Genomic DNA, 14,095 nt, shown 5'->3' on the forward strand with positions numbered 1-14,095 from the left:
AAAAATGAACCCTAATACACCAAAAAAATCTCGTAAACCGCTTGGTTTTATGACGATATTTTTGATAATTGCTGCTATTGTTGCAGTTATCGTAATTGGTTTGATAATTAGTGATTTTGTTAGAAGTTCGTTAACTAACTATAAAGACATTAATTTTCTGAAGAAAGTTATCACTGAAACTTCAAAAAGTCAAATAGACAATACCTATATATCTTCATGGGTAGAGAATGCTTATAGCGGTACATTAACAATTACACTACAGTCCACGGATAGCGGCTTTTTAAGAGAGATTACCGGAAATCCCAACTTTAGAGGACAACAGTATGTATTTACTTATGCATTCGGAGATTTTTCTGGAATCACTGAATTACATAGATCAGTAGTGGTATGAGCGGGTGGAAGTCCCGACGTATTATCATATAATGATGCTGTTGCAAAATGTGTTGAGTTTGCCGGAAATAATGCTGGAAGAGTTCAATTTGCTCTACCTCCACAACAAGGAATCTTCCAAAGATATATCCTACCCGCGATCACAATCTTATTCTTAATAGCAATTATTTTGAATATTTTTTCATGACAAAGATCTATGCAAGGGAGGGACGGCATTGCCGGAACTTTCAATTCAAGATCAGTTGCCCAAAGAGTTTATACTAACAAAAAATTCTCTGATATTGCTGGAAATGAAGAAGTAAAAGAAGAAGTTGTTGAATTAGTAGATTATTTAAAAAACCCTAAAAAATATGATGCCGCCGGAGCAAGAATTCCAAAAGGAATTTTACTAGGTGGCCCCCCAGGAACAGGAAAAACTTTACTTGCAAAAGCAACCGCCGGAGAAGCAAATGTACCTTTCTATTTCATTTCTGCATCAAACTTTGTAGAAATGTTTGTGGGACTAGGAGCTAAGAGAGTCCGTGATATGTTTAAAGAAGCACGTGAAAATGCTCCAGCAATTATTTTTATTGATGAATTAGACGCCGTTGGACGTTCAAGAGGAGCTGGAATCGGTGGTGGTAATGATGAAAGAGAACAAACTCTAAATCAATTACTAGTTGAAATGGATGGTATTAAAGAAAATAGTGGAATTCTAATCATGGCAGCTACCAATAGAACCGATGTTTTAGACCCTGCCTTACTAAGACCTGGACGTTTCGATAGAACTATTACTGTTTCACTTCCTGACATCAAAGAAAGAGAAGCAATTCTTAAATTACACGCTCGTGGTAAAAGAATTGACTCATCAGTAAACTTTGCTCAAGTTGCAAGAAGAACACCAGGATTTTCAGGTGCACAACTTGAAAATGTTATTAACGAGGCATCACTTCTAAGTGTTAGAGAAAGAACCAATGTGATTACCATTGCTCAAATTGATGAGGCAATTGACCGGGTAATGGCAGGTCCTGCTAAAAAATCAAGAACAATTTCTGAAAAAGAAAATATTTCTGTGGCTTACCACGAAGCCGGACATGCTGTTGTTGGTTTAAAAATTAAAGGCGGAAATAAAGTTCAAAAAATTACCATTATTCCACGGGGAAGAGCTGGTGGATATAACCTTATGATGCCAGAAGAAGAAAAATACAATCATTCTAAATCTGAATTAATTTCAATTATTACTTCATTTATGGGTGGTAGAGTAGCGGAAGCTATTATCTATGGAGCCGATAATGTTTCAACCGGAGCTAGTGACGATATTGCTAAGGCAACTGGAATTGCTAGAAAAATGGTAACTGAATGAGGACTTTCTGATTTAGGCCCAATTCAATATGAAGAAGATAATTCAAATCCATTTTTAGGTCGTGATTATATGAAAAATGCTTCATTCTCAAATAAAGTTGGTCAAGAAATTGATGAAGAAATCAGAAAAATTATTCTAACTGCTGAGAAAAAAGCACATGAAATTATTTCGCAAAACCGTGAACTTTTAGAACTTATTAAAGACGCTTTAATTATTAATGAAACTATTGTTGCTGAAGAAATTGAATATATTGAAAAACATATGAAACTTCCACCAGCAATGACTAAATCAAAAGAAAGCTTACAAAAAGAATATTCTGAAAGTGATTTTAATGAACTTTTCAACGAAGTGGCTGGTAAGAAAAAAATTACCGATGACAAATATGAAAATAAGTTAAATCAAGAATTAGAAAAACATAACATTGCTGATGTAGCAGATGATGACACTAGAAAAGAAGATGAAAATTAAAACCTAAATTAGGTCACATAATTAGAGACACTCCAAGATAAGGAGTGTTTTTATGTTAAAACAATTTTTATTTAATAAAAAACTAAATTATTGCGAACTCACATATTACATATCAGCTTGGAGATGTCATGATTAAAATAGGTAAAAATTTTAAACACATTTTTAGATGATAATATTGCTTTTGCAAATCATTTGAAAATGCAGTTATATCATTATAAAATCATTCAATTTGATATAGATCTTATTACTTTTAAAATCTTTTTAGCGCGCATTTGTATTCCTAATAAACTACTTTACCAAGGGTTATATAAATTTGAAACTCTACTGTTTACCATTACTTTGAATAATTAACACTACAAAAAAATTATTCCTATAAATTTAACTACCAATTTTAACTTAATCAAACCATTAATAAATACAATCTTAGCATTAATAAATATGCAACAAAAATCAAATAGAAATTACCGCTAGTTAGTGAATGTATGGCAAATTGTTATACCACTTGATAATATAATTAATATTAATGACCTTATCAAAGACCAAAAAACTAATTTTGAATTAGAAAAAATTGATAAAAATGTTAATCGAGGAAATCTTAAATTTGATGCTAAATTAATAAAGATAATAAAAAAGTTTTAGTTAATTTTAGCTTTTCTAAAAAGTTTTGTCGCCAACTAATTCTAAATATAAAACAAATAAATTTATTTGATAAGTATTTAAAAATAATAAAATGGTACCTTTTAATTATTGAAATAACAGTATTTTGATTAATTATTATTCCATTTTTTTATCATAATAAGGAAAAAAATCTTAATAACAAACTATCAAATAAATAAATTGGCATAATAAAACAAATACTAAAAAAATCCTATAAATAAATATTTAAAAATATCTTCTATTCTTTTTAATTTTTGAATAAAAGATATTTTTTTCTCAATGAAAATTTAATTTATGATCTTAAATAAAATTGAATAAAAAGTTTTAAAATTAAAACAAATTAGGAAATAAAATATAACCAATTGGTTAGGTTAATAATTTACTTTAAAAAATACGATTAAATTTGCTAATAAATAAATGTTATGGTTTTTTATAGTTGTTATTTTGTATAAATAATGTTGATAAATTAAATTACTTTATTAATAATTATTAATAAAATTACTAAAATTGACAATTAAATGTTCAAAAAAGGATAAAAAATGATAAAAATTTCACTATATTTTCTCTTTTTTAATAATATTGATGTGGCTTATAATATAATTTCCTTCATAAATTGAAAGGAAAATACAATGACAAAGAAAAATTTTAAGTGATGAATTGCTTTACCAACAGTGGTAACAGTCATTCCTTTAATTGCAGCTGCATGTGACAAAAATAATAATAAAATGATTGATGATGGAAAAATATCTAGCCCAGATAGTGGTAGTCAAGATATAAATAAAATTCCTGATAATATGCCTAAAGGCAACGACCAAAATGATGGTAATAAAAACATGCAAAATGACCCTAAAAAACCAGATGGTATGAATGAAAATAATAATGGGCAATCAAATGGTAATGAAAAGATGGAAAATGATCCTAAGAAGCCAGATGTTATGGGTGATAATAAAAACATGCAAAATGATTCGATAAAACCAGATGGTATGAATGAAAATAATAATGGGCAATCAAATGGTAATGAAAAGATGGAAAATGATCCTAATAAGCCAGATGTTATGGGTGACAATAACGGGGAAAATAATGAGACCCTCACTCCTCCTAATAAAAACGGTATGAAAGACCAAGGCAAAAATGATGAAAGTATGAATGAACCCGATGAAAATCAAATAAAAGAGTATGAAAAAGAGAGTTTATATCTAAATTTATTCTTTCTAGATTATTATTTGCTTTCGGGGGAACAATTAAAAAAAGTTCTAATTAATGACTATTTTGATGAAATAGGAACTATTATAAAAAAATTAATTCAGTTGGATAATGATTCAAATATTTTGTTTGATTTCGGATTAAAATTTAATATGGAATTAAGAGAAATTGTTGACAAATTGAATAATGAAATTTCAGATAGCGAAACCAATAGATTGGTGAGCATTACAAATGAAAACGGAAAATATAAGAAATTTTTGGCACATATTAAAATGAAGAATTCTATGTTTTTAGAAAAATTTCAGAAACATGGAGGTCAAGAATACATAAAGGCCTTTACGGAATATTGAAAAAAATTAAAATATTTTTCAAAGAAAATTGAAAATTCTTATTTATTGTTATTTTATCCAGAATATTTAATTGCAAATTATCTTCTTACTGAAAAAGACAATAAATTTAAAGACTATGCTAGAGAAATTTCAAATATTTTTGGAAAATTAACAAACAAAAAAACAGAACTAACTGATAATGAAATAAAAAATATAGATTCATTTCTTGATAAAATTAAAAGATAATTTCTAATATTAATTTAACTTAGACAATAAGCTATATTGCATAATTTAGACACTCCGAGATAAGGAGTGTTTTTATGTTAAAACAATTTTTATTTAATAAAAAATAAAATAAATTAATTGCAAAAATTAAATTAGAAATTGCTTTAATGGTTTTAATTATTGATAATAAATATCGCTATGAAAAATAGAAGTATAATCTCACTAATATGTAAAATCAAATCTAAAAGTAAAAAACTTTCTATAAAAAACCAGCCAACAATTAATGTCAATTAGTGGATAATCATTAGAAAATAGCGACTCAAAATATTTACTTGTGAATCTGCGGCAGAAAATATTAATTTCATAAAATACAACAATTTAGAAATAATACAAAAAAATAGATTATAAAAATCCACACTGTGTTTTTACACAATGTGGAAGGCATTTAAATTATTTCACCTTGGTTAGTAAAATAAAAACCCTTTTATTTATATTTTTAAATATCGCCAGATTCAATTAACATTCTCGTAATATTATCAATTAGCTTCTTTGAAAAAATTCCGCTTTTAGCATAGTGTTGTTCCTGAAGAAAATCAAGTTCGTCATATATTCGATATATTAGTTTAAGTGGATATTTATACTCGGTAATGGATTTCTTAAAATCCTGTCAATCCACAACATTAAAATCTTTATCTACATAACTTTTAATATCAATATCAAAATCGATGTACTTAACAATTCCATCTTCAATATAAAAAGGACTTGCTAGATTAATATATATATAATTATCTTTTTTCTTATTTAAGGTGACAACGGCATTATAAAAGCGATTTTTAGCAAAGAAAAATAAAATCGGATCAGAAACAACTCAACTAATATTATCTTCTGCCACTTTGCTTTTAATTAACAAAATAACCACGAAGTCATCTAAATTAGCAACAATTTTTGCACCCTCATATTGACGGTATAATGTCCCGTCGTACTTAAATGCCTTTATCGAAGTAATTTGCCCCATTTCAAACAATTGACGTTTGCAAAATTCATTTTCTTTCTTTGATTGGGGCAAGTCTTTTAAAAGGTCATTAAAGCTAGTAATTTCATTTTCTTCCATAAAACTCCATCTTTATCCATAAATTCATTAACATTAGTAAAACATTAGTAATTAAATTATCAAAAAAATAACTTAACTATGATAAATAATATCAAAGAAAGCAATAAAAAATATATTATTATATATATGAGACTTAGATTTAATAAAAATGCTGAAGAAATTATTAAAAACAGCAAATTTTCAATACAAGAATTACCTTATACTATAAGCAATGAAACAGTTCTTGAAATTGGAATGGGAAAAGGCAGTATGCTATCAGAGCTTGCCAAAAATCATCCTAATATAACATATATTGGTTTAGAAAAATACTCAACTCCAGCTATGAGCGCAATAAAAAAAATTAATGAATTGCAACTAAATAATATGTACATTTTGGTAGCTGATGCTATCGAATTAGAGAAATATTTTAATGGTAAATTTAAAACAATATGATTAACATTTTCTGATCCTTGACCAAAGAAAAGACACTTTAAAAGAAGACTTGTATATCGTGATTTTTTAAAACAATATGAAAAACTTTTGGCAGAAGATGGTGTAATTTATTTCAAAAGTGATAACGAAGGATTATACAATTATGCTCTAGAAGAATTAGCTGAGTATCAAGCTAAAATTATCTACAAATCTGAAGATTTTCATAATTGTGATTTTAATATTGAAAATTGTTTTACTGATTATGAAAGAAAATTTTATAATGAAGGTAAGGCAATTAAATTTATTGCATTTAGTTTTCAAAAATAGAAATTTAGAGAAAACATTATCACTTAAAAGCAAAGTGTCAAAATGTTGGTTAAAAATAATGAATAATATTTTTGATATAATAGTAATTAAATAATGCTATTAACCAAAAAATGAAAGGCAACCTATGATTAACTCAAATGATGAAGAAGAAATGAAAAAAAATAATAATGGCGATGAGGATGATATTTATAGAGAATATTACAGTGATGACAATGAAGATAAAGTAAAAAAAGTGTTTCACGATAACATTGAAGAAGAGGATGATGAAGAAGAAGACATCCCACAAAATAAAGAAGGATACACCGTTAGTTCACAAATTTTAGATAATGAAAAAGATGGACTAAAGCCAGCAAATTTAGTTAAAGTTATGAAAAATTCATTCATCGAATATGCGATGAGTGTTATTGTTGCGCGAGCACTTCCTGATGCTCGTGATGGACTAAAACCAGTTCACCGTAGAATATTATATGGAATGAGTGAGCTTGGTATGTTTCATACAGCGCCACATAAAAAATCAGCGAGAATTGTCGGGGATGTTTTAGGTAAGTATCACCCACATGGTGATTCTTCAGTTTATGAAGCAATGGTTAGAATGGCACAAGAATTTTCACTTCGCTATCCACTAATTGATGGTCATGGTAACTTTGGATCAATTGATGGTGATGAAGCAGCTGCCATGCGTTATACTGAAGCTCGGATGAGTAAAATAGCTAGCGCAATGGTTGATGGACTTAAAAAAAATACTGTTGATTTCATTGATAACTATGATGGAACAGAAAAAGAGCCAACAGTACTACCGGCTAAATTTCCTAATCTGCTGATATCCGGAACAAGCGGAATTGCCGTGGGTATGGCAACAAATATTCCTCCACATAATTTAGGTGAAGTAATTGACGCAGTTTGTGCTTTGGCTAAAAATTCAGAAATAACTGTAGATGAATTAATGGAATATGTGCTTGCACCAGATTTTCCAACGGGTGGCTTAATTTTTAATCGACAAGGACTAATCGAAGCATATAAAACCGGCCGTGGCTCAATTACTATGAGAGCTAAAGCACATATTCAAGAACAAAATAATGGCAAAAGCAAAATTATTGTTAATGAAATTCCATATGAAGTTAAGAAAACTGAAATCATGGAAAAAATTGCTGAACTTGTTAAAGAGAAAAAAATTGAAGGTATTGGCGAATTTAGAGATGAATCTAACCGTGATGGAATTAGAATGGTAATTGAAGTTAAAAAAGGATTTGTTCCTGAGGTTATTTTAAACAAATTATTTAAACTAACTAGATTACAAACTAATTTTTCATTTAATATGATTGCCTTAGTTAGAAATGAACCTAAACTTCTTAATTTAAAAGAATGTTTAGAAATTTATTTACAACACCAAATAGAAGTAACTACTAGAAGATTAAACTTTGATTTAGAAAAAGATTTAGCAAGAGCTCACATTCTAGAAGGGTTAAAAATTTGTGTCGAAAATATTGATCGTGTTATTAAAATTATTAGATCTTCAAAAACAGATGCTGAAGCTCAAGCAACTCTTGGCAAAGAACTTAACCTAACTGAAATCCAAACAAAAGCAATTGTTGAAATGAGATTAGGTAGACTAACTGGATTAGCAATTGATAAAATGAATGAAGAATTAGCACAAGTTCAACAAAGAATTTTAGAATATCAAAGAATTTTAGCTAACTATGATTTATTAATCGAGTTAATAATAAAAGAATTACAAGATGTTAAAAATGCTTATGGAGATAAACGTAAGAGCGAAATTAATTGAAGTGAAATGAGTAATATTAATAACGAGGATTTAATTCCACAAAAAAATATTATTATTACCATATCAACTAATAACTATATTAAGAGATTAGATATTGATGAATATCGTGAACAAAAACGTGGTGGAATTGGCGTAACTACTGGTAAAACTTACCAAGATGATGATATCCGCGATATTATTTCAGCTAACACTCACGCCGATTTATTAATATTTACAAATAAAGCCAAAGTTTATAAAATTAGGGGTCATGAAATCCCGAGTGGATCAAAACAATCTAAGGGAACTCCAATTGTTAATATAATTCCTGCTATTCAAAAAGAAGAGCAAATTGTTAAAATTATTTCCATTAAAGAATACTTAGACAATGAATTTCTTGTTACTATTTCTAAACAAGGAACAATTAAAAAAACCAGTATTTTTGAATATAGAAATATCAACCGTAATGGAAAAATAGCTTTAAGAATTAATGAAGATGATGAACTAGTTGATACCATTATCGTTAATAGTGAAGAAGAAATATTTATCGCCGCTAATAATTCTCGGGTAAATCGTTTCAATTCTGAAGAGATAAGAAATATGGGAAGAACCGCTCATGGAGTTGGCGGAATTAAATTAGGAGACAACGAACGAGTTGTATCAATTTCAAGCTCTCTTGAAGGTAAATATGTTTTCAGTATGGGAGAAAATGGTTTTGGAAAATTAACCCTAGCTTCAAACTTTAGAAAAACTAGACGTAACTCACATGGGGTAATCGCCTTAAATGGAAACAAAGCTGGCAATTTAGTTTATGCAGCTTGTGTACACGGAAATGAAGATCTCATTATTATTACAAATGATGGAATATCAATACGCTTTTCACTAAAAGATGTTGCAATAGTTGGTAGAAATTCAAAAGGTGTAAAACTTGTAAATCTTAAAGGTAGAAATACAAGAATTGTCGGCATAGCGAAAATCTTTGATGAAGATGATATGACAGAAGACCGTGAATTAACTAATACTGAATTTTTAGAAATGACAAAAGAAATTAGTTTAGATGAAAATCTTAAATCAGAAGATAACAACATAGAATAATTTTAATTATACTAAGTTGATAAAACTAAATATAATGACGTTAAAATACAAGTAAAATCATGACTTGTATTTTTTAATAAACTTAATTAAATTTAATATTTATATTTTAAAACATCAATATTTAAAAAACTATTTTGAATAAATTTATCAATATATTTATTTAAATTTAATAATTAAAAGACAAATAATTTTAAAATGATTCTAATAAAAAATAAAAGTAAATGGTTTTGCATAATATAAAAAATTTTAATATCTTTCTTTAGATTACTTTTACTAATAAATATTAATCTCAAAGTACAAAAAAATCTCATAAAAAATCGTGTCACACTCCAAAATTTTATTTATAGTCATTAAAAAATAGTATAATTTTGATGTCTAATTATTTTAAAATAGGTCTTTTAGTACTATACTTTTTTTGAGCAAAGTAAAAAAATATGATAGGGAAGTTATCTATCATATTTTTAGTTTATTTTATTTTTTAAATTCACTACATACTGAAAAAATTATATATATTTGATCTTGGCAATTTCTCAAATTCCTAAAAAAATTTCTAAATTCTAAGTTAACTATTAAGTAAATCAATAAATTTTTCAATGAAACCATAGATTTTAAAAAACACCAAGTTTATTTATTAGCTTGATGTTTTTTAATTTTTAATTTAAGTAATTTAGATTTCTGTGGAAGTGGATTTTTTGTCTAATCATAACAATAATTGGATATATAGCAAAAATTATTAATGCATAAATTGGTATTTCAATAAAACTTTTTATAATAATTGGAATCATAATTAATAAATAATAATCCTCGTATTTCCAATTCCCATTTCTGAAACGATTATAGTAATTAATAAAGGCGAAAGGACCTCATAGTCAACGCGACATAATTAAAACAAAGGTAACAATTAATAAAATTGCAAATAATAAAGTAGTGTTTAATTTAGTTTTAAAATTTCTTGTTCTAGCATTCTTAACACCTAATAATATTGAGCCTATTAAAATAAATAAGAGGCCGCCACTACCGATCCCCAAGACAGTCTTAATTGGTCATAATCTTGTTATTCGTTTATCTGATTCATCTATTATAATATTTTGATAAAATGAAAAGATAGTAATAAATAAAATGATTGCCAGTGATATAAAAATAAAGCCAGATCATCAGGTATATTTATTATTCAAAAAAAACATTCGAGTAAATCATCCACTAATAAATGCGATTAATGGTGGAATAATTGCATATTCAATCATTCAAGTACCAATTCCATTAATGGATGCAGTTATTGTATTACATAAAATTCCAAGAAATGCCCCTCTTCATGGACCTAATGATAATCCAAATACAATAAAAATAGGATAAGTAACACTAATCCGAAATTTACCAATAAAAACGTATTGTTCAAGTAAAGTTCCCATAATAAATAACGCAAGCATTAAACCAAATAGTGCTACTTCGTAGATTGAAAATCGATATGATTTAGTCTTAAATTTTCTTATAATATTTTGAAATAATACGACCATCTTCATCCCCTTTCTACTATTAATATTTTTTACATAACAAATTTAAATTATATAATAAATATAATTAAAAAAATAAATTCAATCTATTGTAGTAAATTGAATTTATCTTAAATTATTTAAATTGCCAATTCGATTAAGGTTTTTACCATGGCAAACATTGGTTTTTCATCAATATCATTTGTGCCGGCAACATCTAAATGAATATACTCTAAATCTTTAGTAAATTCTTTCAAAAACATCGCAGCCGAACATGATCCAGCATTGCCTGAATAGTCAGTATTTTTTAAATCCGCAACAATTGAACCTTTCATGAATTGTTCATAGTCATCATCAAATGGCATTCTTCAAATTAATTCATGTTGCTTTTTAGCGGCAGCATCAATTTTTTCTCATGCCGAGTCAGATGTTGCCCAAACCCCAGTATAAGTTTCTCCCAATGCTGAAACCATTGCACCAGTTAATGTTGCTACATCAAGCAATTTAGTAGCATTAAGGTTATTAGCGGCATAGTATAAACCATCTGCCATAACTAAACGCCCCTCAGCGTCAGTGTTGTTAATTTCAACAGTTTTTCCACTCATTGAAGTTCAAACTGAATCAGGTAATGAAGCATCACCATTAACACGGTTATCAGTAATACACATTACGGCTGAAACATTAGTTTTAGGACCTAATTGTGCGATTGCTTTAAGTGCGCCAGCAACAATTGCAGAACCTGACATATCATATTTCATTCCTAACATATTACGTCCAGTTTTGATATTATATCCACCAGAGTCAAATGTGATTCCTTTACCAACATAAACAGTTTTTTCTTTACTTGAAGGATCACCGTTGTATTCAATTACGACCACTCTTGGTTCAAACATTGATCCGCGATTAACTGATAAAAGTAATCCCATACCCAATTTTTCAATTTCTTTTTTATTTAAAACTTTAATTGATAAGTTTTTATATTTTTTAAAATCATTAACAACAATTTCAGCTAGTTGTTCTGAATTTAGTTCATTTGGTGGAGTAACACCTAAGTTTCTTGCTCAATTTTGAGCATCAATTATAATAGCAGCTTTATTAAATGCTAAAAGCGCTGCATTGGTTGGTTGTTCAACAAATAAACTTATTTGATTATCATTAGGTTTTTTTGTAAATGTTTTTTTGTTATATAGCTTAGCGGCAGAAAAATTAATACCTTTTGTAAAAGCATCAATTATTGAAGTTAAATCCAGTTTGCCTTCAACAACAAATGAAGCCAAATCAATTTGATAACTTCTTGGAGTATCTAAACCTAACATCACTGCTAAATCATAAATTTTTTCATAATCAACATTTTCAGCGTCACCTAAATAAATATATGCGATTTTTTTTGAAATGAATTCAGTAATTTTATTTTCTTTTTCAACTAAATTTTCAATAATACTATTGCCCTTGTAAGCAGCTCTTAGTAAAAAGGCATCATTTCTTTTAGTTTCTAATTTTTTTATTAATTCCATACTATACTCCTATTTTTGACCTTCTGCTAATTCCACTAGAGTTGAGATTAAAACTCCCATTCCCATACCGTTACTATCAGCTGTTCCAGCAACATCACAATGAATAAAATCAACTTTATTAGTAAATTCTTTTAAAAACATTGCAGCAGTATTACAGTCTGATTTTTCAGCACTATTATAATTATTCAAATCTGCGACAAGCGATTTTTTATTTGGTTTATGAAAATCTTCATGTAATGGCATTCTTCATACTTTCTCATGAGCTTCATTTGCCGCTGAAAGAAATTGACTTCATCTTTTATCACATGTTGCATAAATTCCTGAAAAAGTTTTTCCCAGCGCTCTTAGCATAGTTCCAGTTAATGTTGCGACATCTACAAGAAGTGATGCACCTAATTTTTTAGCACCATAGTATAAACCATCAGCTAGCACTAATCTACCTTCAGCATCAGTATCAATAATTTCAACAGTTTTTCCACTCATTGATTTAACAACAGATTCTGGCATAGTTGGATGTGTGTCAATAGCATTATCTGTTAACATCATTACTGCTGCTACATTAGCTTTAATTTTAAGTTCAGCTGCTGCTTTAACTGCATAAGCACAAATTACTGATCCTGACATGTCAAATTTCATATTTTCCATGTGATATCCTTTGGTATTATATCCACCTGTATCAAAAGTAATTCCCTTACCAACATAAACAAATTTTTCTTTGCTTGATGGATTTCCGTTGTACTCAATTACGACCACTCTTGGTTGATGTGAACTACCGGCATTTACTGCAAGCATTAAGCCCATTCCTAATTTTTCAATTTCAGGTTTTCCTAATACTTTAATGCTAATTGAATCAACATTAGCAAAGTCTTTTTTGATAAACTGAGCAATGTATTGACTATTGGCAATATTTGGTGGTGTAATTTGTAGATCTCTCGCTTTATTTACAGCGGCAGCAATGACAGCTAAACGCTTAACAAATTTTGCGTGCGATTTATCTTCAAAATATAAAGAAATTTGTTCTTTTGCTTCTTTTTTCTTACTTGACTCTTTAGCAGAATAAAGTTCAGCTTCATTGAAAGAAATTCTCGATACAAAAGCTCGAAAAATTTCTTCAACACTCAAAAATCCTTCACGGTTAAATGATGCAATATCAATTTGATAATTTCTTCTTTTGGCCATTGAAATTGCGTCCACAACTTTTAAAAAGTCATAGTAATTTTTTACATCTTTTGAAATAAAAATATATGCAATATTTTCATCAAAATTTTCAGTAATATAATTTGCTTTTTTAGCAACGTAATCAGGCAATTTCATACCTTCATATGCTGCCTTTAGCAACATTGATTTATTACGTTTTGTTTCGTAATCTAAAATCATAAAATCCTTTCTTATGTATTCTATTTTTAGTTAATAAATAAACAATACATTAATTATAAACTTATAAATAATTTTAAAATATCAATTATCAAGATAATGCAAATGAAAAGTTTAATATTATATTAAACGCAGCCTAAAATCATTATATAATAATTTAATGAAACTTGAAATTCCCGAAAAAAATAAATTGTTGCCGTTTGTAAAATGAGCAGGCGGAAAAAAACAGTTACTAAATGAAATTAAAAAATATATGCCTGAAAAATTTAATAATTATTATGAACCATTTGTTGGTGGTGGCGCAGTTTTATTTAGCATCCAACCACATAAAGCTTATATAAATGATAATAATAAGGAATTAATTTACTTATATCAAGTAATTAGAAAAAAAGTTTACTAA

10 protein-coding genes are annotated in these 14,095 nt (G+C 28.0%); 6 read left to right on the top strand and 4 right to left on the bottom strand.

Annotated elements, in window-relative coordinates; genetic code table 4:
- Positions 1–4: 4 nt before the first annotated feature.
- The 3 genes from ftsH (at position 5) to DA803_RS02735 (ending at position 4,635) form a co-directional block, all read left to right on the top strand.
- Entirely contained in the window at positions 5–2,200 is a 2,196-nt protein-coding gene (gene ftsH, locus DA803_RS02730; RefSeq protein WP_114191083.1) for an ATP-dependent zinc metalloprotease FtsH, read from the top strand.
- 474 nt (positions 2,201–2,674) lie between these two features.
- Positions 2,675–2,839 carry a hypothetical protein gene (locus DA803_RS03345; protein ID WP_170120273.1) on the top strand — a complete coding sequence of 55 codons (165 nt, stop codon included), beginning with the start codon at positions 2,675–2,677 and terminating at the stop codon, positions 2,837–2,839.
- Positions 2,840–3,486: 647 nt separating this feature from the next.
- Positions 3,487–4,635 carry a hypothetical protein gene (locus DA803_RS02735; protein ID WP_114191084.1) on the top strand — a complete coding sequence of 383 codons (1,149 nt, stop codon included), beginning with the start codon at positions 3,487–3,489 and terminating at the stop codon, positions 4,633–4,635.
- 475 nt (positions 4,636–5,110) lie between these two features.
- On the opposite strand, the gene DA803_RS06580 is transcribed toward DA803_RS02735, so the two are convergent.
- Positions 5,111–5,725, bottom strand: a complete 615-nt coding sequence (locus DA803_RS06580) for a DUF402 domain-containing protein (protein ID WP_170120274.1) — start codon at positions 5,723–5,725, stop codon at positions 5,111–5,113.
- 126 nt (positions 5,726–5,851) lie between these two features.
- Between DA803_RS06580 and trmB the strand changes: the two genes are divergently transcribed.
- Positions 5,852–6,463 carry a tRNA (guanosine(46)-N7)-methyltransferase TrmB gene (trmB, locus tag DA803_RS02745; protein WP_114191085.1) on the top strand — a complete coding sequence of 204 codons (612 nt, stop codon included), beginning with the start codon at positions 5,852–5,854 and terminating at the stop codon, positions 6,461–6,463.
- 124 nt (positions 6,464–6,587) lie between these two features.
- Positions 6,588–9,317 carry a DNA gyrase subunit A gene (gene gyrA, locus DA803_RS06585; RefSeq protein WP_114191086.1) on the top strand — a complete coding sequence of 910 codons (2,730 nt, stop codon included), beginning with the start codon at positions 6,588–6,590 and terminating at the stop codon, positions 9,315–9,317.
- A 653-nt stretch (positions 9,318–9,970) separates the two neighbouring features.
- Here the strand turns inward: gyrA and DA803_RS06590 are convergent.
- The 3 genes from DA803_RS06590 to DA803_RS02765 all read right to left on the bottom strand — a co-directional run bounded on the left by DA803_RS06590 (position 9,971) and on the right by DA803_RS02765 (position 13,698).
- A complete protein-coding gene (locus DA803_RS06590) occupies positions 9,971–10,831 on the bottom strand; it encodes an ECF transporter S component (RefSeq protein WP_114191087.1) in 861 nt (286 codons plus the stop codon).
- A 116-nt stretch (positions 10,832–10,947) separates the two neighbouring features.
- A complete protein-coding gene (locus tag DA803_RS02760) occupies positions 10,948–12,321 on the bottom strand; it encodes a M17 family metallopeptidase (protein ID WP_114191088.1) in 1,374 nt (457 codons plus the stop codon).
- A 9-nt stretch (positions 12,322–12,330) separates the two neighbouring features.
- Positions 12,331–13,698 (bottom strand): M17 family metallopeptidase, encoded by a 1,368-nt coding sequence (locus tag DA803_RS02765; RefSeq protein WP_114191089.1) that lies wholly within the window; start codon positions 13,696–13,698, stop codon positions 12,331–12,333.
- Between the two features lie 157 nt (positions 13,699–13,855).
- Here DA803_RS02765 and DA803_RS06595 point away from each other — a divergent pair, with 157 nt between their 5' ends.
- Positions 13,856–14,095, top strand: coding sequence for a DNA adenine methylase (locus DA803_RS06595; RefSeq protein WP_277869726.1), 240 nt, complete (start codon positions 13,856–13,858; stop codon positions 14,093–14,095).

Source organism: [Mycoplasma] phocae (genome assembly GCF_003332325.1).
GTDB lineage: Bacteria > Bacillota_I > Bacilli_A > Mycoplasmatales > Metamycoplasmataceae > Metamycoplasma > Metamycoplasma phocae.